This window comes from Rhodococcus sp. ACS1 (assembly GCF_002300155.1).
GTDB lineage: Bacteria > Actinomycetota > Actinomycetes > Mycobacteriales > Mycobacteriaceae > Rhodococcus_F > Rhodococcus_F koreensis.
The window spans coordinates 620,916-643,026 of sequence record NZ_NSDZ01000011.1 but is presented as its reverse complement, the minus strand read 5'-3'; the positions used below and the strand labels follow the sequence as shown (position 1 = coordinate 643,026).

Sequence of the window (22,111 nt, the reverse complement as noted above, 5' to 3'; positions counted from 1 at the left end):
CGTGGCGGCGCCGAATACCTGCCGTGGGACAGCCATGATCGACGGGCCCGATCGCGCGGACGGCGCACAACTGGGCGGTCGCCTCCTGACCTTGGTCGGCGACCGCGACTTCCACGCGCTCGCCCGCGAGATCTCGCGGATCACCTGCGGCACCGGGAGCGACGGCGCGGCGTTCACCGCGGTCGTGACGTGGATGGTCGCCACCATCGCCGACCTCGTCGCGGACCCGACCGCCAGTGTCACCGACGCCGTCGACAGCTTCATCAGCGTCGTCCCCGTCGTGCACGACGCGCCCGAGCTGGACGACGAGCTGCCCGCACCCGCCGAATGGCTGTTCAGCGCCGTCGTGAGTCACCTGCAGGGCAGGCACGGGGCGGGATCCGGTTCCCCGCCGCCCGTGCCCGCCGACACCGAACTCGCCCGGGTGCAGGCCCTCGTCGAAGCATTGCTGTGGCTCGACGCCCTCCTCGAACGCGACCACAACCTGTAGTGCCGCTCAGGGTTGCACGGGCGGGTCGTAGGTGAGCGTATTGCCGAGGAACCACAACAGTCCGAGCACGATGGGCAGGTGAAAGACGAGCTGCACCGCGGTGAACCCGACGAGGTGCCGGGCGCGCAGGCCCAGGATGCCGAGGAGCGGCAGCATCCAGAACGGGTTGACGAGATTGGGCAGCGCCTCCGCGGCGTTGTAGATCTGGACCGTCCACCCGAGATGCGCCTGAAGGTCGTTGGACGCCTGCATCACGTACGGGGCCTCGATGATCCATTTGCCGCCGCCTGACGGAATGAACAATCCGAGCACCGCCGAGTAGATACCGATGACCAATCCGAACGTGCCGTGCGACGCGACGCTGACGAAGCCCTCGGAAATGTAGTGCGCCACCGTGTTGCCGTCGGCGTCCTGCGCCCGGGTCATGATGGCCGCGATCCCGGCGTAGAACGGGAACTGCACCAGGATGCTCGCGCACGCGGGCACCGCGTTCTTCACCGCGAGCAGGAAGCGCCGCGGACGCCAGTGCAGCAGCATGCCCAACGTCAGGAACAGCAGGTTGTACGTGCTCAGGTTGGAGATCACGAGAATCGGATCGTTCGACGCGAATTCCCTGAGCAGCCAGCCGAAGACGAGTGCTCCGACGATCAGGGGAAGCACCGGGCTGTACTCGAGCCAGTCGCCGGGACGCTCCCGCTTCGGCAGCGGCGGCGGCACGTCGTGGACGTCCACCCCCAGATCCTCCGCGGTGACCGAGTTCGCCTTGTGCGGTGCGGACAGATACGCGATCACGATGCTGACCACGAAGATCACCGCCGCGAGGAACAGCGACTGCCGCAGGAAGATCGTGTCCCGGAACGGGATGACACCCGTGATCGCGAGCAGCTCCGGGGTGAGGCTCTTCGGATTCGCCTGCAGCTGCGCCGCCGAGGAGCTCAGCCCGAGCGCCCAGATTCCGCCGATTCCCAGATAGGCGGCCGCGCCCGCGGCCCGGTAGTCGAGGCCGAGTTCGGTGCGGCGCGCCATCGCCCGCGCCAGTAGACCGGCGAAGACCAGTCCGAAACCCCAGTTCACCATCGACGTCACGAGGCTCACCACCGCGATGAACGTGACGCCGCCGCGGGCAGTGCGCGGTATCGCCGCGAGCCGCGTGATGAGACGTTCGGCAGGTGGCGACGACGCCACGATGTAGCCGGTGACCACGACCATCGCCATCTGCATCGTGAACGGGATCAGATCCCAGAAACCGGTCGAGAAGTTCGTCGCCACCGTCGCCGGCGACGCCCCGATGGCCAGCGCGGCTCCGGCCACCAACGCCACCGCGAGCAGCGCGAAGATGAACGCGTCCGGGAACCACCGCTCGATGACCGCCGCGAACCGCAGCGCGACCCGGGCCAGGAAACCCTCGCGGGCGTCCTGCTGTTCCTCGTCGCGAAGCTCGGATTCGACTGTGCTGCTCATGATGTCGCCACCTTCGGCCGACGTGGCACGATAGGAAGACTCGCCGCGATGCCCACCGAGGACTCGAACATCTGCGCGTGCGCGAGCAGCCGCGCCTCCTGCCCCGGCGCACCGACCAGCTGCAGTCCCACCGGCAGTCCGGCGTCGGAGAATCCGCACGGGAGCGCAACGACCGGGCACCCGGTGAGACTCACACAGAACGTAATCGCGATCCAGTCGATGTACGTCCGCGATTCCACGCCGTCGATGCGTTCGGGATACGTCCACTCCACAGGGAAGGGATCGAGCGGCGCCGACGGGATCACCAGCAGATCGTGGGTCTCGAAGTAGTCCGCGATCTCGTGGAACAGTTGTCCGCGAACGCGTTCCGCCGACAGCAACGTCTCCGTGGACTGGGTGAGTCCACGCTCGATGTTCCAGACGATGTCGGGCTTGATCGCGCCGCGATGCTCGGCGAGAAGCCCGCCGTGCACGGCCGCCACCAGATGGCTGCGCAGCGCCTGGAAGGCGTCGTAGGCGCCGGTGAAGTCCGGGCAGTCCGTCACGACGTCGGCACCCAGTGCGTCGAAATGTTTCATCGCGTCACCGCAGACGCGGCGCATCGCCGGCTCCACCGGGAGGCACCCGAGGTCCGGGCTGAATCCGACGCGGGCGGGCGGGTCGAAGGTCGTCAGGCGTTCCAGGAACGACCGCGGCTGTTCCGGTTTCGTCAACGGGTCGTGCAGGTCGTGCCCGACCATCGCATCCAGCATGAGGGCGACGTCACCGACATCGCGTGCCATCGGCCCCTCCACCCACAGCGGGTCGAACGGGATGGCGGGCCTGCGGCGCGGGATCCGCCCGGGAGTCGGGCGCAGACCGACGGTCGCGTTGTATCCGGACGGGGTGCGGAGGCTGCCGCCCAGGTCGTTGCCGGTCGCCAGCCAGGCGCTGCCGGAGGCGAGCGCGGCCGCCGAACCACCGGAGGAACCGCCCACCGAACGGTCGAGGTTCCACGGGTTACGGCTGGGCCCGAACAGCGTGTTGTACGTGTGACCGCCGGCGAACTCGGGCACGTTGGACTTGGCGTACGGGATGCCGCCGTTGTTCTCGAGGACGCTCACCATCGCGTCGGACCGGGTGGCGACGTGGTCGGCGAACAGGGGCGAGCCGTGCGTCGTGCGCTGCCCCGCCACGTCGTTGTAGTCCTTCACCGCGACCGGTAGTCCGGCCAGCAGGCCGCGCCCGGCCGGATCCGGAACTTCGGCCTCCAACCGCGCCGCGCGTTCGGCGGCGGCATCGAAGAACTGGATCGGGAGGGAGTTGACTTGCCGGTCTGCGTCGGCAACGTACCTGCGGAGGGCTTCGAGCACGCTCGTCGGCGTCTCGGTCCCTTCGCGCAGCAGCCGGACGACCTCGCGTGCGGGTTTCTGGATCAGATCGGACATTGAGGGCTCCTCATGGGACGAACGTCAGTTTCGGCCCCAAGCGTCACCCTGGAGTCGGATTCAAGCAATGAAAACCAGCAATATGGAGGATTCAGCCGTACGATTGGCCGATCATGCCGGAACACACAGCCGATCCCCTGGACCGCAAGATCATCGCCGCGCTGATCGTCGACGGCCGCGCGACGTGGTCGACGATCGCGGCCGCCCTCGGCGAGGCCGAGCGCACGGTGGCACGCCGGGGTTCGCGGCTGCTGGAGACGGGGATGGTGGAGGTTCGCGGGATGGCGGACCCGCACCGCACCGCCGACTCCGATCCGTTCATCGTCCACGGCCGGTGCCGGCCGGACAGCACGTTGACGGCGGCCGTCGCGCTCGCGCACCGACCGGAGAGCGTGACGGTCTACGTCCTGTCCGGGCCGCAGCACTGCTACGCCGACATCTGGGCTCCGCGCCGCCGGCAGTCCCGCCTGTTCCTGCAGGAAATGGCGGCGCCGTCCGGTTTTCTGCAGATGGACATCTCGCCGGTGCTCGAATACATACGTACGCTTCACGACTGGGAACCGGGAATCCTGACCGAAACACAGACCGCCGAGATCCGCCGGATCCCGAAAACCCGCTGGCCGCAATTCACCGACCCGGTCGTCCTCGACCGGGAGGACAAGGCACTGGTGCGGTTGGTCGTCGAGAACGGCCGGGCGAGTTTCGAGGAATTGTCCCGGCTCGTGGGCATCTCCGAACAGACCGTCAAACGACGCCTCGACAAGATGCGGCAGTCCGGGCTGCTCACGTTCCGCGCGGTGTTCGACCCGGCGCTGATCGGCCTACCCGTCGCCGCGCTGCTGTGGATCCGGGCCCGGCCGTCGCGGGTGTCGGCGGTCGCCGAGGCGCTCGCCGGTCAGCCGTTTCTCCGGTACGCGGCGATCATCATGGGTGATTACCAGATCGTCGCGGACTTCCGGCTGCCGTCGAAGGAAGCCCTGCGCGAGTTGATGCTCGAGGCCGAGTGGCTCGAGCACGTCGACCGGCTGGAAAGCTCGCTGATCCTGGAAACCCTCAAGCAGAGCCGCGTGCTGGCCGGCGACCTCGGGTAGAAGACCACCTGCGGACCACCCCGTGTCGCGTATCCGGGTCAGGCCCCGTACGGTTACCCGTAGTTGAGTACACAGCTACCGAGTTCACGGGCGCCCGGCGTGTCCGTGCTCCCATCGGGCGTACCCAACTGTCACGCGGTGCCAGGACGCCCACCTCGAAGGTGGCCGACAGCGACGCTCTCGCAGCCCAAGCTCCCGACGAACAGCTTGACTTCTACCTTCTCGTGATCTGTCGGCGAATTGCATTTTCGGACCAACCTCCGAGCCTGCTGTGCCACGGCGACGGTCACAGAAATTGAAAGGTGATCGTTCATGCCACTCACCGCGGAGCACACCGCTCGTTACTCCGATGCCCTGATGACGCTGGCCCTCGCCGCGCATCGTCCGGCCACCGTCGTCAACACCGGCGCCGGATACGCCGTCCGGGTCGATTTCGAGCGCAGCATCCATTTGCTCGCCACCAACGCGCCGGGGGATCTCAGTTCCGATCCGGACGCGCAGAGCCCCTGGGTCGTGCGGTTCTTTCAGCGGCAACCCGACGCCGAGATCACTCAGCTCGTGGAGGTGACCGGGGAATGGCTCGCCGACGCGTTCGACCAGGCCCTCGCCGTGATGCCGATTGCTGGGGTCGCCGACGACCTCGATGCAGAATCTGGCGAGCACCCCACCGCACCGGGGACGCTCGACCGCGCGCAGTAACCCGACCGGCGTTCGTCACCGGCCGGCCGCGGACCGTCTCCCGCCCCCGGGCAGGCGGTCCGCGAGCCGTCCCAGCCGCTCGACCGCGGGCAAGGCGTACGCGATCTTCTCCGCGTCACGGGCAATGATCTCGGCGCTCTGATCGATTCCCTTCGCGCTGACGGCGAGCCCTTCCGCGGTCTCCGCGATCTGCTTCGCGGCGTCGAGTAGTTCGGACAGGTCGTCGAGGGCGGGACCCAGGCGGTCGATCAGTACCCCGATCTGGCGTATCCGGAGCACGACCGTCGCGACGGCCTGTTCCCACTCGCGGATCTCGCGCGAGACGTGCTGCAGGATCTTGATCCGTGAGTCTTTCGGCGCAAACCCGGTCCTTCAGGTCCGGGATAGCCGATCTGGTTTGTCGGACCGTGTGGCTAGTGTCTGGGTCATGGCGGGGAAGGTGGTGAAGCGGGCGTTCAAATACCGCTTCTATCCGACTGCAGTGCAGGCGGAACAGCTTGCTCGGACGTTCGGGTGCACCCGGTATGTCTACAACCGGGCGTTGGCCGAGCGGACGCGTGCCTGGTCGCAGGAGCAGCGGCAGGTGACCTACGCGGACACCTCGAAGATGCTCACCGGATGGAAACGCGATGCCGAGACCGCGTGGTTGGCGGAGCCGTCGAAGGGGCCGTTGCAGGAATCGCTGCGGCAACTGCAGGGTGCGTTCGAGAAGTTCTGGCGCAAGCAGACCCGCTACCCGCAATTCAAGAAGAAGGGCCAATCGAAGGATTCGGCGACCTACTATTCGAACTGCTTCACCTACCGGGGTGGGCAGGTCCGGTTGGCCAAGCAGGCCGAACCCCTGGATATTCGGTGGTCGAGGCCACTACCGGAGGGGGCCGTGCCGTCGCAGGTGACGGTGTCGCGCAATGCCCGCGGTCAGTACCACATCTCGATCCTCGTCGAAGACACCATCACCGAACTAGAGTCGACCGATCGGGTGGTCGGGCTCGACGCCGGGATCACCAGCCTGTACACGCTCTCGACGGGGGAGAAGATCACCAACCCGCGCCACGAGCGCGCGGACCGTGCGCGGCTGGCGAAGGCGCAGCGGGCACTCGCCAAGAAACAGAAAGGATCCCGGAACCGGGCCAAGGCCCGACTGAAGGTCGCGAAGATTCATGGCCGGATCGCCGATCGGCGCAACGATTATCTGCACACACTCTCCACTCGACTGGTGCGCGAAAACCAAGTGATCGCCATCGAGGATCTGAGTGTGCGGAACATGGTCAAGAATCGGTCGTTGTCTGGGGCGATCTCGGATGCGGGGTGGTCCGAGTTCCGGTCGATGCTCGAGTACAAGGCCGACTGGTACGGGCGCCGGGTGGTGGCGGTCGACCGGTTCTATCCGTCGTCGAAGACCTGCTCGGTGTGCGGGGTGATCGTCTCGGCGATGCCGCTGAACGTGCGGGAGTGGACGTGCCGATGTGGCGTCGTCCATGACCGGGATGTGAACGCGGCAAGGAACATTTTGGCCGTCGGACTGACGGTGGCAGCCTGCGGAGACGGTGTGAGACCGCCCCGCACATAACGTGCGGGGAGGCGACTGTCGGTGAAACAGGAAACCTCGGGACGCGAGACTCGGCGCCGGGCGGTGACGGGCGTCCAACCTATCCGTTACTCCGAGTATCCCGTACTCCGCCTAGCCCAGATCGTGGCCCGTCGCCGCGCGCGCGTAGGAGTGAAGGCTGGCGATCACTTCGACGCGGCTGCGCCGCCCGGCCAGCACCTCCATCTGGTAGCCGTCCTCCATCGCGACGAAATTGGCGGCGAGCATGCGCGGCGGGTCGGTGAGCGCGAAGTGTCCCTGCGTCTGCCCGATGACGAGAATGCCGTAGTAGACGTCAATTTGACGCTCGGTCAAGGAACTGTCCAGGGCCGCGGCCTTGGCGTCGCGCAGCGATCGCGGCCAGCACTCGAACAGGAGCCGAACCAGTTCGTCGTCCGGCCCACTGGCAACGCCGTGGTCGATGCAGGCGCGGAGGCGGTCACGCGCGTCGGGAAACTGTTCGGCGACGCGCTCGCGCTCCTGACTGAAGCGCTCGATGGCCCGCTGGTACGTCTCGTAGATCAGCGCATCGAGGTCGCCGTAGTAGAGCACCGCCGCGGGCGTGACCCCGGCCTGCTCCGCGATGTCGCGCAGACGCACCCCCTCCAGTCCGCGCGCGAGCACCGCCCGCTGGACGGCCTCGCCGAGTTCGGCCCGGCGTGCTCCCTGGTCCTTCTTCCGCGCCACTGCCTTCGCCCCACTCTCACCGAGTTCTTATACGAAAGTTTAGACAATACCTGCCCAGCTGTTGACAGGTAGATCACACTGTTCTTAAATTTCTATTTAAAGAATCCATTCGAGCTCAGGAGTCACCGTGCCGACCAACCCCACCGACGCCGAGACAAGCCTCGACCCACCGCAGGCACCCACCGGGAAGGGCCTGCAGGGCGGTTCCGTCGGCCTGCTCGCCGCCGTCGCGCTCGGCCTGTCGTCGGTCGCGCCGGCGTACAGCATCGCCGTCACCCTCGGTTTCGTGACGATGGTCGTCGGCAACCTCGCACCCGCCGCCCTGCTTCTCGGATTCGTGCCGATCCTTCTGACCGCGTTCGCTTTTCGCGAGCTGAACCGGGAGATGCCGGACTGCGGCACCACGTTCGTCTGGACCACCCGCGCGTTCGGCCCGCACACGGGATGGCTGTCCGGCGGCTGGGTGGTGCAGATCGCGACCCTCATCGCGATGACGGCACTCGCCCGGGTCGGAGCCGGGTACCTCTTGACGCTGCTCGGCCTGGAGTCGCTGGCGTCCAACAATGTCGCGGTGATCGTCACGGCCGTCCTGCTCGTCGCCGCGGTCACCACGATCGCCTACCGCGGTCTGCAACTCGCCGCGTCCGTGCAATACGTGCTGCTGGGGCTGCAACTGGTCGCCCTGTTCGGCTTCGGAGCGGCCGCGTTCGCCCGCACCGGCGCGTCCGCACCGAGCCTGTCCTGGCTGAACCCGTTCGCGTTCGGCGGCTTCGGCCCCTTCGCGGAGGCGGTACTGCTGTGCCTGTTCATCTACTGGGGGTGGGACGCCCTGATCACCGTCAACGAGGAAACCCGCGACAGCGACCGCATCCCGGGTCAGGCCGCGGTGATCTCCACGCTCGTCCTACTGGGCACGTATCTCTTCACCGGATTCGCCGCGATCAGCTTCGCCGGCATCGGCACCGACGGGCTGGGCCTGGGCAATCCCGACAACGCGGGCGACGTACTCGCCACGCTCGGGCCACCGGTTCTCGGCGCGGGCCTGTCGAAGGTGGTCGAACTCGCCATCTGCGTGTCGGCGATCTCGGCGCTGCTCACCTGTGTCATCGGGAGCTCACGCGCCACCCTTTCCATGGGCGCTCACGGCGCACTGCCCCGCGCCTTCACCCGCATTCACCCCACCTACCGCACCCCCGCGTTCGGCACCGTGTTCTTCGGGGCGACCGCCGCGGTCCTGCTCACCGCCCTCACGATCGTCTCGGGCAACTTCCTCGGCGACGCCATCCTGTCGATCGGCCTGCTCATCGCGTTCTACTACGGCGTCACCGGTCTCGCCTGCGTCTGGCACTTCCGGCACCGCCTGAACGACTCCCCGCGCGACCTGTTCCTCCGCGGCATCCTGCCCGCACTGGGCGCGGCGATCATGCTCGGCGCCTTCGCGCGCAGCGCCCACGACATGCTCGCCCCCGACTACGGGGCGACCTCGTTCCACGGCATCGGCGGGGTATTCCTGCTCGGTGTCGGTTCGATCGCCGTCGGCGCCGTCGCGATGGTGCTCGTCCGCACCCGCTTCCGCCGCTTCTTCCGAGACGGCCGCACCGCCGTCACCCGACTGACCGTCACAGAGGACTGAACCATGCGCACACTGACCATCGCCGCCATCCAGACCGCCCCGATCGCGTTCGACGTGGACGCCACCTGGCAGCGGTTCGCCGACCAGATCCGCGCCGTGCGCGACACCTTCCCGCACGTCGAACTCGTCGTGGTCCCCGAACTCCTGCTGGCCGCCGAGGCGCCCCTCCTCGAGTCCCGCTCCGACTGGATGGACCGGGTGGCCCTGCCGCTCGACGGCCCCCACCTCGACCGGATCTGCGCGCTCGCCGAGGAGACCGGCCTGTGGCTGGTGCCGGGAAGCCTCTACGAACGCGACGACAACAGGATCTACAACACCGCCGTCGCCGTGTCGCCGCTCGGCGAGGTCGTGGCCCGCTACCGCAAGGTCTTCCCCTGGCAGCCCTACGAGCACACCGCACCCGGCAGCGAATTCGTCGTCTTCGACATCCCCGGCACCGGCCGGATCGGGCTGGCGATCTGCTACGACGGCTCCTTCCCCGAGACCGCACGCCAACTCGCGTGGCTCGGTGCCGAAGTGATCATCCAACCCACCCTCACCACCACCCGCGACCGCGAGATGGAACTCGTCTGTTCGCGGGCCAACGCCTGGACCAACCAGGTCTACGTCGTCAATGTCAACGGCGCCGACCCGGCCGGCGTCGGTGCGAGCGTGGTGGTCGACCCCGAGGGCATCATCCGCCAGCAGGCAGGCTCGGGCGAGGAGATCCTCGTCGACACCCTCGACCTCGACGCCGTGACCCGGGTCCGCACCTACGGCACGTTCGGTCTCAACCGCCCCTGGCACCAGATCGCCCGGTACGGCAGCGACATTCGACTCCCGATGTACGAGGGCGCCGGAATCCAGACACCGCCGTGGCACGACGCCGCCGCGCCGATCCAGGCGGCCACCACCGGCTGACACGTCTCCCCGGGAGGGGCGGTGACCAAAGGCCCCGCCTTTCCCGGGACCGGTCCTGGATAATTGCCAGAGTGAGGCCCCTCGCTGCTTCGTCCGTCGACACGGTCCTTCAGGACTATCAGCCGCGCATCCTGCGCCGCTACCTGTGGATCACGACGGCGCTGCACCTGGCCGGGTTCGTTCTGCCTCCGATGGTCGGGTTGCCGATCCGGCCGGAGACCGTCGTCGCGCGCTCGGCCGGCATCCTCCTCGGAGTGATCGCACTCGTGGTGCTGTACCGGGGCGGACGCAGGCCGGGACGGCGGGCCTACCAGGTCAGCACCGCGGCAGCACTGCTCGCCACACCGATCGTGATGTCGGGTCTCATTCTTGCCGCCGCCCAATTGCTCTGCGCGATCGCGGCGACGTTCCTGGCGATGTATTTCGTCGTGTTCTACCCGAAACTGCAGGCGAGGCTCCTCGTCGGTTGCCTCACCGGATTCATGGCGGTCGGGGTCGTTCTCGCTCCCACCGCCTTCACACTGGTGCCCGTCGACGTCGACACGGCGACCGTGAAGGCTGCCGTTCTCGTCGTGGCGGTCACCTGTGTGATCGGTGCGGCCGAGATGTTCGGATCACTGACCCGGACGCTGATCGAATCGGCCAGCACCGACGCACTGACCGCCCTGCTCAACCGCGCAGGGTTCGAACTCGCGTTCCGGGACGCGCTCGCGAGCGCGGGCACGGAGCAGGCCTCGGTCACGTTGGCGCTCATCGACGTCGACCAATTCAAGTCGACCAACGACCACTACGGCCACGCTGCGGGGGACGCCGTTCTCGTCGATCTGGCGAACTACCTCGCCGCGCACCTGCCCCGCGGCGCCCTGCTCGCCCGGGTCGGTGGCGACGAGTTCGTCAGCTGCATGGTCGGCGAGCACCACGCCGAGCTGCCCGAGGTGATGGTGCGACTCGCGCGGCAGAGCCCCACCTCGTTCAGCTTCGGCGTCGCGTCGTGCACCGGAGAGTCCGACCCGCTCACCGCGCTCTATCGACGGGCCGACCGTGAGCTGTACACCGCGAAGCAGCGACACCACCCGCCCGAGCCGCCGGCCGACGAACAGTCACTGCGGACGGGGTGGAACGCCTGACCACGGGTCGTGCCACGGGTGATTCGGCGATGCGCGCGGTCACCGAACGACGGCCCGCCGGTCGCACCCGGGTGACCATCCACACCGCCGCGACGACCAGTGCGCATCCGGCGAACTGCCCGATGCTCGGACGCTCGTGCACGATCACGATGGAGAACAGCATCGCCAGGACCGGCTGGAGCAGCAGCAGCGTGGCACCCACCTCGGCGGCGAGCCTCGGCAGCGCGAATCCGATGAGGACCCAGCCGAGCACCTGGCTGCTCAGCGACAGCGCCGCCAACCAACCCAGCGCGGGCCAGCCGGGCGTGAGGTCCACCGTTCCCCAGAGCGATCCCACCACGGTCCCGACGACGCCCGCGGCGATCGTCGACACGAACACCTGCGACGACGCCCGGTGCGCGGATCCCGCCCGGCCGATGACGAAGATGTAGATCCCGTAGGCCACGCCCGCGGCCAGCGACAGCAGGGTTCCCAGGAACAACTGGTCGCCCTCGCCGCTGCCGCCGAGGATTCCGCCGGCGAGAGCCACTCCGGCGAACAGGAACGGCACCGCCACCACGAACCGGAGCGGCACCCGCGCACGGAAGACGATCCACGCCAGCAGTGGCACGACGATGACCTGGACGTTGACGACGACCGTCGAGATCCCGGCCCCGATCATCTGGATCGATCGCGCCCACAGTGCGAAGTCGACACCGAGCATCATCCCGCCGAGCACCTGGGCGGCGATCACCCGGAGAGGAATGCCGCCGTGCCGCCGAAACTCCTGCAGGGCGAGGAAACCGAGGATCGGCAACGCCAGCGCACACCGGAAGAACGTCGACGTGGCCGGCTCCACCCCGGACAATTTGATGAGACTGCCGGTCAGCGAAGTTGCCACCGCACCCGCCAGAACGAGCAGTCGCGGATCCACGGACGCGATGCTGAACGAGGGGCTGACGAGGGCACGGGGACGCAAACGGAGGACAGTAGTCACACCGAGAATTCTCCGAGCCTCCAACCATTACAACAAGTGAATAGTCGTTTCATGAAAGCAGTAGCATCACTAACATGTTGAGTTTGGAGCGCCTCCGCGCGCTGTGTGCCGTCGCCGAACACGGTTCGATCGGTGCCGCAGCGCGTGCCCTGCACGTCACACCGTCCGGGGTGTCGCAGCAACTCGGCAAGTTCGAACGCGAGGTCGGCGTCACACTCCTGGTGCCCGCGGGCCGCGGCGTTCAGCTCACCGACGCCGGCAGGCTCCTGGCCCGCCGGGGGCAGGAAGCGATATCACTGCTGGCGCAGGCCGAATCCGAGGTCGTCTCCCTCGATCGCGACGTGGTGGGCGAACTGCGCATCGGATCGTTCTCCTCCGCAGGCAGGGTCGTCGTGCCGACCGCGGTGGCCACGCTGCGCAGCCGGCACCCGCAACTCACGGTCAGCTTCTCCGCCGGCGAGACCGAGGAACTCATACCGGCGATCGTGCGCCGCGAACTCGACCTCGCCGTCGTCGACAGCTGGGTCACGATGCCCCTGCACCTCCCCGAGGACGCCGTGCACACCCTGGTGCACCGGGACTCGGCCGACGTCGCACTGTCCCGGGACCATCCCCTCGCATCCCGCGACCACGTCGACCTCGACGAGATCGCGGACATGCCGTGGACGACGTGGAAGAAGGGGGCGGTGTTCCACACCTGGCTGGTGCAGACGCTGCGCAACCGCGGCATCGAACCGGACATCCGATACGAAGCACCCGAATTCGCGGCGCAACTCGAATTCGTCGCACACGGACTCGCCGCCGCCCTCGTACCGCGCCTGGCCCGCGTCTGGGTGCCGGACAACGTCGCGATCGTCCCCGTGCGTCCCACACTCGAGCGGGAGATCTACGCACTCCGCCGCGCCGACAACGACCGGCCCACGGTCCGCGCGGGCATCGAGGCGTTGACCGAGGCCTTCGCCGGCGTCGGTGCCTGACTCGCGATCCGGGAATGCCCCGTAGGGGGCGGGCCCGAGTGCCATCATGAGATCGGTCTTCGATCGGACGGCGAGAGGAGTCGCGGTGAAACTTCGGGACGTGGTGAACCAGTCGGAGGCGAACGCCGCCGCGCGGATCTACGGCGAGCCCTACGAGACGACCGACGGAGCCACCATCCTCACCGTGACCAGATATCGCGGCGTCCTGGGCCCCGCGCCGGTCGGCGTCTTCGTCGTCCACGGCGGCACCGTGTCGTGGGAGCCCGCCGTCGACGGCAATCGGGTAGCGCTCTTCGGCGAATTCATCGGACTGGCGGCCGCCGTGATCGCCACCCTCGCCATGCTCCGCCGTCCTCCGTGGCCGGACCTCGTGCAAAAGGTCTGACTCGGCGGGCGGGCGCGAATCGAGGCCAGGCAGGAAGACCTGACAGAAGGCCCTACACGCGCAGGCGTTTCGGTTGCACAATGGTGGTGGGCAACCACCCGGAGGTGCGCGATGAGCGAAACGTGTGCAGCGCCGATACGCCTGTGGCGTCTGGGTCCGTGGAGCCGCAACCCACTCATGCGGGGTTGCGACCGACTGCGATCCGCGCTGGTCCTCGTCGGGGTGGTCTTCGTGCTCCTGATGATTCCACTGGCCGCGGCCGTCGGAACCGAGACGTACTCGCGGCTGGACAATCAGACCCAGGCCGCACTCGCCACCCAGCACTCGACCCCCGCGACGCTCGTGGAGGATTCCCGCAGCGGGAGCGCCGGCGAGGCCCTGTCCGCGGCACCGCAGTACCAAGCCCACGCGCGGGTGCAGTGGTCGGTGAACGGGCAGACGCACACCGCCGACGTTCCCACCGCAGCGGGTGCGAAGGCCGGTCAGACCGTCACCGTCTGGCTCGGCCCGAACGGCGACCTCGTCGCCGCACCGGAGACCGGTTCGCAGAACGCCGCCACGGCGGTGAGCGTCGCGTGCGGGATCTGGGTGGCGTCGACCGGCGGCTACTGCCTCCTGTTCCTGATCGTCCACTGGGTTGCGTCCCGCCGCCAGCAGGCCCGGTTGACCCGCGAATGGAACGAACTCGACAGACCTCCGGGGTGGCACGTCAGCTGACGGGCCGGCGCTACCGGCCGGGCGCCCCTGCCGGCGGTTGTCCGCCGCCCCCACCCGGACCGGCCGGCGCGGACTGCGTGTTCGCCGACTTCTCGGCGACGCCGATCGTGATCGCGATGGTCATGCCGGTGGCGGGCTCGCCGGTCACGGTGGCCAGTTCGGCGTCCCAGCCGTCGCCGAACACGTTGTCCGAGTCGAGGGAGACCTTCGACAGGTTGGAGACGCTGTTCGCGTAGCCGGTGTCGTACGCGAAGACCGTGGCGCACGGGTCCTGCGGCACCGCGATCTGCGACGTCAGACGGGCGTCCTCCCCGGCCACCGCCGATTCGAGGGTGTCGAACACCTCGAAGTGGATGTGCGGCCAGCGCCCGGAATAGCAGGCCGGGAAGATCGACGTGAACGACACCTTGCCCGCCGAATCCGCCACCTGGACGCCGCGCAGGTAGTTCTGCTCGGTGATGCCCTTGCCGTAGAGCGAGTACTCGCCGTCCCGGTCGCAGTGCCACAGGTAGACGGCCATTCCGGCGCCCGCCGCACAGTCCTTCGTCAGGTCCTGCAGGTCGAGTTCGATGGTCGTCGCGACGCCCTCCGCCGTCCCGGAGTACGCACCGAAGCTGCTGCGGATGTCCTGGCGCACGATCCCCGACTCGACCAGGACGTTCGGGCCGTTGGACCCGTCACCGGGATACGGTCCGGCCGTTTCCTGCGGCGCCGCCGCCACGCACGTGCCGTCGCTCGCCGTGTCCGCCGTAGTCGCTGCCGCGTCGGTCGTCGAGGACGAGCCCGCCGCCTGCTCGCCGCCTGCCGTCGAGCAGGCGGCGAGCGCGGTCGCTCCCGCGGCGCCGAACACGAACAGGGCGCGGCGACGCGACAACATCGACTTCAGGTCATGGCTGAGACCGCGATCGTGCTCGTGCACTTCTTCGGCGTGGTGGTGACGCGGGCTTTTCGTCATGGGGACCTCCAAGGGCTGTTTCGGGGTTGGGTCCCATACAAACGGCCCCCGGTGCGGACACCCTGGAGATTCGCTGCGAAGTCACTGTGAGCAGGTCGCAACGGAGTCACTGTGAGCAGGTCACAACGGAGTCACTGTGAGCAGGTCACAACGCTTCGGCGCCGGCCGTGCCGGAGAGCGTCTGTTTGTCGGTCTCGCGGACGAGGGGGATGCCGAGCGCAGCGAGCAGCATCCGGCAATCGTCGGCGTCGATCGAGTGGTGGGCGACGGTTCGCTGAGCGTTCCGGACGGAATCCTCGTCGAGCTCCCGCTCGCTCTCGAATATGGAAGCATCCCTGTCGGACATGGCTCCACCTTTCCTCGGCATCACCTGAATAGCCCGGAGCGAGCGCACCGAAACCGCCGTGGGGACGGCGCAATCAGGAGGTGACCGTCGAGGGAAGGATCAGCGACTGTAGGTGGCGAACAGCCTGCGGATGCTCTCGTCCCAGTACTGCTGGCGGCGGCGTTCGACGGCGCGTGCGCACATCGCCCACACCATGCCCAGGAGCAGCGCACTGGCCGCGAGGGTGAGGAGCACGGCCGCGACCGCGCCGCTGACGACGTCGGAGGTGGTGACCCTCGGGCCTGCCCAGTTGCCGTCCGCGTCGACGGCGATGGTCTTCTCGGTGCCCGCCGGCGTCCCCGAGGGGACCTCGATGCTCTGAGTGCGCGACTCGGCGGTCCAGGACCACGTCGCCTCGACCATCGGAGTGGTCCGGACCGAGCCGCGGGGCGACATGGTGATGGGGGCGTCGGTGCCGGTGACGGCCTTGGCGAGGGTGGTGGTGGCGCGCTGCTGCGCGGCCCGCGCACTCTCCTGGTTCCATTGCCAGGTGCCCATCACGGCGGCGAGCACGATCGCGATACCGGCGAGTGCAGCGATTACGGATCTCAGGGTGGCCGCGTAGCGATCGACCGGTCGTGCGAACGGGTTGGACGGTCGACCCGACACCGAGTACACCACGGTTGCCTTCGAGCGCCCCAACACGATTCACCTCATTGTTTCGTTCACGTAAATTGCCTGCTTCACCAGTGTCGCCACTGATCAGGCAACAAGGAAACCGAAATGGGCAAACTTGACGAGTCTCACACTCCGAGGTCAGAGGCGTGCAGTCCGGAGTGGGCCCCGCTCAGCGCTGTGCGGGGCCGAGCGGCACTCAGGGTTCGAGGTGCGGATCGGACTGTTCGCTGGACACCGTCCGGCTGCTCAGGTGCCCGCCGCCCCACTTCGAGTCGGTCCCGGCGTGGAGTGCGAGCAGGTCGTGGCCGAAGTCGTTGTCGAAGTCCCGCAGCACGGTGTGCAGGTGATTTCCACCGCCGACGGCGTTGACCGCTTCGATGAGGTACCGGTCGGTGTGGACGCGGAAGTAGTGCGGTGCGCCGCGCTTCTGCGCACCGGCCCACGCGAAGAACACCCGGTCGATACCCCCGTCTCGCAGGGCCTGCCGGCGGCGTTCGCCGGCCTCCTCCGGCAGTCGTTCGAGGTAGCAGTCCACGAGCCCCAGCAGCACTTGTTGCTGGTCACCGGACAATTTCGAGCCGCTGATGCCCGACGGCCGGTCGCGGACGAACTTCAGGGCGACCCGGTCGGCGTCGGTGATGGTGTAGCCAGGCATGCCGAGGTCGTAATGGTCCGGGTACTCGTAGGCCCCGATCCGCGGTACCTGCCGGGTCACGAAGTCGGCCGGCGCGACGTCGTGGATGACGGCGTGGCCGCGCTGCTCGTCGTCCAGCGAGGCCAGCAGGTCGAAGGCCAGGCCCTCGTCGTCGGCCAGCGGTTTCAGCACGCCGTCGTACTCGGTGGGCTGCGCGCCCAGCGCGACCGGGGTGGCGGAGATCCACCGCTCGTCGACGATCGTCAGGTTGAGGCACACGTGGTGACCGAGGAAGCGCATCGTCCAGGTGTCCTCGAAACCCGGCCGGCCGAAGAACGTCAGGAAGTACGAATCCGACGTGCGCCATGTCTGCAGTGCCGGTCCGAGGAAATCCTGCTCGTAGTCCCGGAGCACGTGCTCGAGTTGCGGAATCGACAGCACCTTCGTGAAGGTGCGCAGCGGCACGGCCAACCGGATCAGATCCCACACCAGCACCTTCTGGTGACGGTCCAGCTGGTGGAGCGGGATGCCGGTGCGGTCCGGCTTGGGGATGATGTCCCAGTTCAGCCGTCGCGGGTCGTCGAAATCGTCGATGATCGCGGTCGCCCGTTGCCGGGGGTCGAACGTATCGATCAAACCCATGGCGGTCACGAGCAGCTTGGTCGCCGTCTGGGGCGCCTCATGGAGAGCAGACACGTGAATCTTCCTTCTCGAGAGTGGAGGTGGAGCAGCGTTCGGCGAGGGGAGGTTTCGTCACCATCCCGCGGCGATGTCGATCGCCTTCTCGGCGTTCGCGAGGTCGCCGCCCCGCCACGCCACGTGCTGGTCGGGTCGGACGAGGACGAAGGGGCCGCCGAGGACGGCGCCCAGAGTTCCCCCGGTGTCGGACAGCCGTAGCACCGCCAGCGGGACGCCCAGTTCCGCGGCCTTCGCCGTCAGCGCGTCGAGTTCTGCGGTGTGCCGCGAGGATCCCGCGGCGTCCAGCACGACGAGGGTGTACTCCGGGCCGAGAACGTCGTAGAGCGAACGACCGTCGCCCAACCACGCGTGCGGCAGTAGCGCTCCGGGGCACGCGGTGGGCACGTACTCCACGGGATCTTCCGCCGGCGGCGTCGACCCGTCGGGAATGATGACCGGTGAGTCGGTGTAGGCGTAGCCGAGAACGAGTCCGAGCGAGTGGAATTCGCTCTTCTTCACGGCCAGCGCCTCTGCGGTGCGACGGCGTGCCTCCTCCGCTACGGGGCCTTCCTGACCGATCTCGACGGTGGAGAAGTGGTGTGCCAAAGCCTTTTCCTGCGCTCCGGCTTCGGCGATGGTGCGGGCGGCGACGGGCCGGCGTTCGGCTTCGTAACTGTCGAGCAGCTGCGGCCCGGCCCAGCCGCGCAGCGTCGCCGCGATCTTCCAGGCGATGTTGACGGCGTCACCGATGCACGTGTTGTACCCGTGCCCGCCCCACGGCGGATTGAGATGCGCGGCGTCGCCGACGAGAAACACCCTGCCCTTGCGGTAACTGTCAGACAGCAACATTCGTGCCACCCACGGGTCGGTGGCGATGATCTCGACCGGGACCGGCTCACCGATCAGGCTGTGCACGAGCGCGGTGGCGTCGACCTCCTCGTCCCGGACGTCGACGCCCTGCACGATCGCCCACCAGGTGTCCGACAGGTCGAGCCGGCCCACGATGCCCGCCGCCCCGGGCGCCATCACCCAGTGGTGGACGGCACCGTCGAACGGCACCCATTCCGCCAGGCCCGGCGCACGGAACAGGATGCTGAGATTGGGGCGCTCACCGGACGTGCCCTCGAACCGGGCGCCGATGGACTCGCGCACGACGCTCGCGCCGCCGTCGCACCCGAGGACGTAGTCCGCCACGACCGTTCGGGTCGGTCCCGGCCCTTCGACCGTCGCACGGACGGTGCCGTCGGCAAGTTCCTCGAGCGACGTGACGCGGGCGCCGAGTTGCAGGGTGGCGAGTTCGCTGCGCTGCACCGCTGCCCGCAGCACAGTTTCCACGACGGGTTGCGGTGCCTGCTGGCCGCGCTCGGGCGCCAGCGTCGGAGCGGCAACATCGAGCTGGAAACCGTTCTCGAACCGGGTGATCTCGTGGCCCAGGAGCGTCGAGCAGAACACGATGTCCTGCGCCCACTCGACGGGGAGCGGCGACGCGGCACGCACCTCGTCGGCCAGTCCCCACCGCCGCAGGTGCGTCATGGTGCGAGCGTTGGTGGTCTTGGCGCGCGGGCGTTCGGCGTCGACGTCGACCCTCGGTTCGACGACCAGGCTTGCCACCCCGTGGTGGGCCAGTTCGAGCGCGGCCGCGAGTCCGGACGGTCCGCCGCCGGCGATCAGTACCGGGGTCCGCGCTACCTCGGACGCGTTGTCGGTCATGCGCCCTTCCTTCCGCTGGCATCGACGATCGGGGTCCGCAGGACGCCGATCTTGTCGATCTCCACCTCGACGATATCGCCGGGCCCGAGCAGCCACGGTGGGTTCCGCACGTAACCGACGCCCTCCGGGGTGCCGGTGGCGATGATGTCGCCGGGGTGCAGGGTGAACGTCTCGCTGATGAGGGCGATGATCTCGCCGACCGAGAAGATCAGGTCCCGGGTGTTGCCGTCCTGCACGACTGTTCCGTTGACGCGGGTCTGCACCCGCAGACCGTCGGACAGATCCCCGACCTCACCGGCGGGAACCAGCGGGCCCAGGGGGCCGGACCGGTCCCCGTTCTTGCCGAGCGTCCATTGCGCCGTCAGCTTCTGCGCCGTGCGGGCGGTGAGGTCGTTGAAGCAGGCGTAGCCGAGCACCCCGGCCTGGCCGGTGGCCGCGTCGACGCTTTCGAGCCGGGTGCCGATGAACGCGGCCACCTCACCTTCCCAGTCGAGGCCCGCCTCGTTGGCCGGCACCGGCGTCGGGGCGCCATCGACGCTGAGCGACGGGGTCCACCGCCCGAACAGCGTCGGGTGGGTCGGCGGGGTGAAGCCGCCCTCGGCGGCGTGGGCCTTGTAGTTGAGGCCGACGCAGATGACGCGGGCGGAGTCGGGCACCGGCGGCACCATGCTGACGAGCGTGACGTCGATCTCCGGCGCCTCGAGATGTTCCGCCCGTGCCACCCAGCCGGCCGCGTCGCTCCAGAATTCCTCGAGTGCGGCGAGCGGTCGAACGAAGCCGTCTCGGAGGACACCCACGGTTACGGCGTCCTTGTCCTTCTTGCGGTAACCGACAATCTTCATCTATTTCATCCTTTTCGTCCGCCACCCTTCGGTGGCGAGTTCTAGCGGGAAATTTCGGTGCTGCGCGGGGTGGCCGCTTCGACGCGGTTGTCCGCATCGGCGGAGGTCGCGCCGGGGCGTCTCGGGAGGGTGGCCATCACAACACCGCCGATCAGCGCGGGCACGGCGAATGCCAGTGAGCTGACGATGACGGCACCGCCACCGGCGACGAAGAACGCGCCGTACGTGGGGCCCGCGATCGCCCCTGCCCGTCCGATTCCGAGCGCCCACCCGAGTCCGGTTGCCCGGAACCGGGCCGGGTAGAACGTCGCGATGTGATCGTTGAGCATGTTCTGGGTGCCGAGGCCGCCGAATCCGGCCAGCGCCACCAGCAGCATCAGGACGGCGGTCGGCGGGTGCGTGCCCAGCAGCGCGAGAGAGACTGCGGCCGTGGAAAACCCGGTCAGGACCAGCGGTTTGGGCCCGAACCGTTCGGCCAGCACGGAGGCGAGCAGCGTTCCGACGATGGCGCCGGCACTGTAGACGAGCAGGAACGTCACCGCCGAACCGATCGGGTAACCGGCATTACGCATGATCTGCGGCAGCCAGGTGGTCACCCCGAACATGGTGAGCATGCTGCAGATCGCGACGAACCAGATGCCGACCGTGGCCCGCCCCATCCGGTCACCGAACAGCTTGGCGACCGGCGACTTCGACGCCCGGCCCTCGGAGGATCGTTCGACGGCGAACGCCCGCGACTCCGGCAGAAACGCGAACGCCAACGGCAGCAACGTGATCAGCGGAACCGCACCGAATGCGTAGACCGGGCGGAAGCCGAACTCTTCGAGCAGCAGCAGGGACGCGGTCGATGCGAGGACGCCGCCGAATGCCGGCCCGGTGAGCACCATGCCGAGGATCCGGGACCGGTAGGCGGGGGACGCGAACTCCGCCGCCATCGCGATGGCGGTGGGCATCAACCCGCCGATGCCAAGGCCGGCCACCAACCGGGTTGCGGCGAAGATCTCGAAGGTCGGGGCGATCGCGGTGACCAGGGTTGCCGTCGAGAAGAGCGTCAGGCACGCGAGGAACAGGCGGCGACGGCCGAGGATGTCGGTGAGCGTCCCGGCCGTCAGCGAGCCGATGAGGACTCCGACCAGGGCGGCGCTGCCCACGGTGCCTGCCGCGCCGGCGGTGATGAACCACGGGGCGTGCCCGATCAGGGCGGGCAGGGTGGCGCCGTAGACGAACAGGTCGTATCCGTCGCTGAGGAGGGCAGCCCAGCAGAGGACGGGCACGAGCACTCTGCCGCGGCCGCCGGGCGAGGACGTGGAGAAATTCATGCGGAACACTCCTGGTCAGTGGGGGAGGATCAACTCGTCCATAAACGGTTATAACCGTTATGTGTGATGGTAGCCACAGACCACTGCCCCCTGTCAAGCACTGCATTCGGGAAAGGGCGGCAAAAAGTGATCGCTCAGTGAGCGTGCGCCTGCGCGGCCGCGCGGGCACTCGCCGCGTCGCCGGACTCGATGGCATCGACCAGTGCGCGGTGCACGTCGATCCGTCGCGCGAAGTACTCGCTGTTGGTGGCGCTTCGTTCGCGGCTCGCGCGCGTCGCGTGCTGCTCCACGTAGGTTTCGAGGCTCAGATAGGTTTCGCGCAACACCCGGTTGGGGCCGATCGCCACGATCCGGCGGTGCAGATCCCACACGGTGCGGATGAACGCCTCGGGGTCGCCGGCCGAGTCCTCGAGGACGGTCATCAGTCTCCGCAGGTCGGCGACGTCGGCCGCGGTCCGGTGCCGGGCGGCCAGTTCCGTCACGAGGGGTTCCAACTCTTCTCGGACGGCGATGGCGTCGGCGACTCCCGCCGCGTCGCCCTCGACGGTCAGCAGGGTGCGGCCGAGCCGGACCACCGACGACGGTTCGGCGACGAACAGGCCACCGCCGGGCCCGGGCCGGACGGTGATGACTCCCCGATCCTGCAGGAGCCGGACGGCCTCGATGACCGTTCCGCGGGCCATCCCCGACTCCTCCTGGAGTTCCTTGCGGGTGCCCACCCGATCACCGGGCGCGAGTTCGCCCGCGGCGATCCGATCCTGGATATGGGCGACCAGGGACTCTGCCCGGGTGACGGTGCTCTGGATCGCCAT

Annotated in this window: 23 protein-coding genes; 10 read left to right on the top strand and 13 right to left on the bottom strand. The window is 68.3% G+C overall.

Annotation, left to right across the window (positions count from 1 at the left end; all coding sequences use genetic code 11):
- Positions 1-34: 34 nt before the first annotated feature.
- Complete coding sequence (locus CJ179_RS44460; protein ID WP_095865657.1) at positions 35-490, top strand: hypothetical protein; 456 nt, start codon at positions 35-37, stop codon at positions 488-490.
- A 6-nt stretch (positions 491-496) separates the two neighbouring features.
- On the opposite strand, the gene CJ179_RS44455 is transcribed toward CJ179_RS44460, so the two are convergent.
- Both CJ179_RS44455 and CJ179_RS44450 read right to left on the bottom strand, forming a co-directional pair.
- Positions 497-1,951: a short-chain fatty acid transporter gene (locus CJ179_RS44455; RefSeq protein ID WP_095865656.1), complete on the bottom strand. Its 1,455-nt coding sequence runs from the start codon at positions 1,949-1,951 to the stop codon at positions 497-499.
- Positions 1,948-3,378 (bottom strand): amidase, encoded by a 1,431-nt coding sequence (locus CJ179_RS44450; RefSeq protein WP_072949506.1) that lies wholly within the window; start codon positions 3,376-3,378, stop codon positions 1,948-1,950. Before CJ179_RS44450 ends, CJ179_RS44455 begins: the two co-directional genes overlap by 4 nt.
- A gap of 113 nt (positions 3,379-3,491) precedes the next feature.
- Here CJ179_RS44450 and CJ179_RS44445 point away from each other — a divergent pair, with 113 nt between their 5' ends.
- Together CJ179_RS44445 and CJ179_RS44440 are read left to right on the top strand one after the other, a co-directional pair.
- Complete coding sequence (locus tag CJ179_RS44445) at positions 3,492-4,469, top strand: Lrp/AsnC family transcriptional regulator (RefSeq protein WP_095865655.1); 978 nt, start codon at positions 3,492-3,494, stop codon at positions 4,467-4,469.
- Between the two features lie 312 nt (positions 4,470-4,781).
- On the top strand, positions 4,782-5,168 hold the full coding sequence (locus tag CJ179_RS44440) for a hypothetical protein (RefSeq protein WP_072949510.1): 387 nt from the start codon (positions 4,782-4,784) through the stop codon (positions 5,166-5,168).
- A gap of 15 nt (positions 5,169-5,183) precedes the next feature.
- Here CJ179_RS44440 and CJ179_RS44435 read toward each other — a convergent pair whose 3' ends face one another.
- Entirely contained in the window at positions 5,184-5,447 is a 264-nt protein-coding gene (locus CJ179_RS44435; RefSeq protein WP_241031430.1) for a hypothetical protein, read from the bottom strand.
- 148 nt (positions 5,448-5,595) lie between these two features.
- On the opposite strand from CJ179_RS44435, the gene CJ179_RS44430 reads away from it, so the two are divergent.
- Positions 5,596-6,738 (top strand): RNA-guided endonuclease TnpB family protein, encoded by a 1,143-nt coding sequence (locus tag CJ179_RS44430; protein ID WP_095865654.1) that lies wholly within the window; start codon positions 5,596-5,598, stop codon positions 6,736-6,738.
- A 111-nt stretch (positions 6,739-6,849) separates the two neighbouring features.
- Here the strand turns inward: CJ179_RS44430 and CJ179_RS44425 are convergent, their stop codons facing one another.
- Positions 6,850-7,443: a TetR/AcrR family transcriptional regulator gene (locus CJ179_RS44425; protein WP_095865653.1), complete on the bottom strand. Its 594-nt coding sequence runs from the start codon at positions 7,441-7,443 to the stop codon at positions 6,850-6,852.
- Between the two features lie 127 nt (positions 7,444-7,570).
- Here CJ179_RS44425 and CJ179_RS44420 point away from each other — a divergent pair, with 127 nt between their 5' ends.
- From CJ179_RS44420 to CJ179_RS44410, 3 genes are all read left to right on the top strand, one after another.
- A complete protein-coding gene (locus CJ179_RS44420) occupies positions 7,571-9,076 on the top strand; it encodes an APC family permease (protein WP_095865652.1) in 1,506 nt (501 codons plus the stop codon).
- A gap of 3 nt (positions 9,077-9,079) precedes the next feature.
- On the top strand, positions 9,080-9,976 hold the full coding sequence (locus tag CJ179_RS44415) for a carbon-nitrogen hydrolase family protein (RefSeq protein WP_072949521.1): 897 nt from the start codon (positions 9,080-9,082) through the stop codon (positions 9,974-9,976).
- A 71-nt stretch (positions 9,977-10,047) separates the two neighbouring features.
- Positions 10,048-11,103 carry a diguanylate cyclase gene (locus CJ179_RS44410; RefSeq protein WP_095865651.1) on the top strand — a complete coding sequence of 352 codons (1,056 nt, stop codon included), beginning with the start codon at positions 10,048-10,050 and terminating at the stop codon, positions 11,101-11,103.
- Here CJ179_RS44410 and CJ179_RS44405 read toward each other — a convergent pair.
- On the bottom strand, positions 10,991-12,079 hold the full coding sequence (locus CJ179_RS44405; protein WP_095865650.1) for a DMT family transporter: 1,089 nt from the start codon (positions 12,077-12,079) through the stop codon (positions 10,991-10,993). The genes CJ179_RS44410 and CJ179_RS44405 overlap by 113 nt on opposite strands.
- 74 nt (positions 12,080-12,153) lie before the next feature.
- Here CJ179_RS44405 and CJ179_RS44400 point away from each other — a divergent pair, with 74 nt between their 5' ends.
- The 3 genes from CJ179_RS44400 (at position 12,154) to CJ179_RS44390 (ending at position 14,158) form a co-directional block, all read left to right on the top strand.
- Positions 12,154-13,056 carry a LysR family transcriptional regulator gene (locus tag CJ179_RS44400; RefSeq protein ID WP_095865649.1) on the top strand — a complete coding sequence of 301 codons (903 nt, stop codon included), beginning with the start codon at positions 12,154-12,156 and terminating at the stop codon, positions 13,054-13,056.
- 85 nt (positions 13,057-13,141) lie between these two features.
- The gene (locus tag CJ179_RS44395; RefSeq protein ID WP_095865705.1) at positions 13,142-13,441 is read left to right on the top strand and encodes a hypothetical protein; all 300 of its coding nucleotides are present in this window, start codon (positions 13,142-13,144) and stop codon (positions 13,439-13,441) included.
- A gap of 111 nt (positions 13,442-13,552) precedes the next feature.
- On the top strand, positions 13,553-14,158 hold the full coding sequence (locus tag CJ179_RS44390) for a hypothetical protein (protein WP_179377888.1): 606 nt from the start codon (positions 13,553-13,555) through the stop codon (positions 14,156-14,158).
- Positions 14,159-14,168: 10 nt separating this feature from the next.
- Here CJ179_RS44390 and CJ179_RS44385 read toward each other — a convergent pair whose 3' ends face one another.
- The 8 genes from CJ179_RS44385 to CJ179_RS44350 form a co-directional block, all read right to left on the bottom strand.
- Positions 14,169-15,113, bottom strand: coding sequence for a dioxygenase (locus CJ179_RS44385; protein ID WP_095865648.1), 945 nt, complete (start codon positions 15,111-15,113; stop codon positions 14,169-14,171).
- A gap of 145 nt (positions 15,114-15,258) precedes the next feature.
- A complete protein-coding gene (locus CJ179_RS44380; RefSeq protein ID WP_072949538.1) occupies positions 15,259-15,459 on the bottom strand; it encodes a hypothetical protein in 201 nt (66 codons plus the stop codon).
- A 99-nt stretch (positions 15,460-15,558) separates the two neighbouring features.
- Positions 15,559-16,143, bottom strand: a complete 585-nt coding sequence (locus CJ179_RS44375; RefSeq protein ID WP_095865647.1) for a hypothetical protein — start codon at positions 16,141-16,143, stop codon at positions 15,559-15,561.
- A gap of 169 nt (positions 16,144-16,312) precedes the next feature.
- On the bottom strand, positions 16,313-17,446 hold the full coding sequence (locus CJ179_RS44370; RefSeq protein ID WP_095865646.1) for a DUF3500 domain-containing protein: 1,134 nt from the start codon (positions 17,444-17,446) through the stop codon (positions 16,313-16,315).
- Between the two features lie 57 nt (positions 17,447-17,503).
- Positions 17,504-19,138 carry an FAD-dependent oxidoreductase gene (locus CJ179_RS44365; protein ID WP_095865645.1) on the bottom strand — a complete coding sequence of 545 codons (1,635 nt, stop codon included), beginning with the start codon at positions 19,136-19,138 and terminating at the stop codon, positions 17,504-17,506.
- Complete coding sequence (locus CJ179_RS44360; protein WP_095865644.1) at positions 19,135-19,980, bottom strand: fumarylacetoacetate hydrolase family protein; 846 nt, start codon at positions 19,978-19,980, stop codon at positions 19,135-19,137. Before CJ179_RS44360 ends, CJ179_RS44365 begins: the two co-directional genes overlap by 4 nt.
- A gap of 41 nt (positions 19,981-20,021) precedes the next feature.
- A complete protein-coding gene (locus CJ179_RS44355; protein ID WP_095865704.1) occupies positions 20,022-21,299 on the bottom strand; it encodes an aromatic acid/H+ symport family MFS transporter in 1,278 nt (425 codons plus the stop codon).
- A 134-nt stretch (positions 21,300-21,433) separates the two neighbouring features.
- A complete protein-coding gene (locus CJ179_RS44350) occupies positions 21,434-22,111 on the bottom strand; it encodes a FadR/GntR family transcriptional regulator (protein WP_072949549.1) in 678 nt (225 codons plus the stop codon).

Excerpts from the sequence above, each read along its gene's own strand:
- CJ179_RS44385 (WP_095865648.1), bottom strand. The coding sequence starts at position 15,113 with ATGACGAAAAGCCCGCGTCACCACCACGCCGAAGAAGTGCACGAGCAC.
- CJ179_RS44445 (WP_095865655.1), top strand. The coding sequence starts at position 3,492 with ATGCCGGAACACACAGCCGATCCCCTGGACCGCAAGATCATCGCCGCG.
- CJ179_RS44440 (WP_072949510.1), top strand. The coding sequence starts at position 4,782 with ATGCCACTCACCGCGGAGCACACCGCTCGTTACTCCGATGCCCTGATG.
- CJ179_RS44450 (WP_072949506.1), bottom strand. The coding sequence starts at position 3,378 with ATGTCCGATCTGATCCAGAAACCCGCACGCGAGGTCGTCCGGCTGCTG.
- CJ179_RS44455 (WP_095865656.1), bottom strand. The coding sequence starts at position 1,951 with ATGAGCAGCACAGTCGAATCCGAGCTTCGCGACGAGGAACAGCAGGAC.
- CJ179_RS44350 (WP_072949549.1), bottom strand. The coding sequence starts at position 22,111 with ATGGCGATCCAGAGCACCGTCACCCGGGCAGAGTCCCTGGTCGCCCAT.
- CJ179_RS44380 (WP_072949538.1), bottom strand. The coding sequence starts at position 15,459 with ATGTCCGACAGGGATGCTTCCATATTCGAGAGCGAGCGGGAGCTCGAC.
- CJ179_RS44460 (WP_095865657.1), top strand. The coding sequence starts at position 35 with ATGATCGACGGGCCCGATCGCGCGGACGGCGCACAACTGGGCGGTCGC.
- CJ179_RS44430 (WP_095865654.1), top strand. The coding sequence starts at position 5,596 with ATGGCGGGGAAGGTGGTGAAGCGGGCGTTCAAATACCGCTTCTATCCG.
- CJ179_RS44400 (WP_095865649.1), top strand. The coding sequence starts at position 12,154 with ATGTTGAGTTTGGAGCGCCTCCGCGCGCTGTGTGCCGTCGCCGAACAC.
- CJ179_RS44365 (WP_095865645.1), bottom strand. The coding sequence starts at position 19,138 with ATGACCGACAACGCGTCCGAGGTAGCGCGGACCCCGGTACTGATCGCC.
- CJ179_RS44415 (WP_072949521.1), top strand. The coding sequence starts at position 9,080 with ATGCGCACACTGACCATCGCCGCCATCCAGACCGCCCCGATCGCGTTC.
- CJ179_RS44355 (WP_095865704.1), bottom strand. The coding sequence starts at position 21,299 with ATGAATTTCTCCACGTCCTCGCCCGGCGGCCGCGGCAGAGTGCTCGTG.
- CJ179_RS44390 (WP_179377888.1), top strand. The coding sequence starts at position 13,553 with ATGAGCGAAACGTGTGCAGCGCCGATACGCCTGTGGCGTCTGGGTCCG.
- CJ179_RS44360 (WP_095865644.1), bottom strand. The coding sequence starts at position 19,980 with ATGAAGATTGTCGGTTACCGCAAGAAGGACAAGGACGCCGTAACCGTG.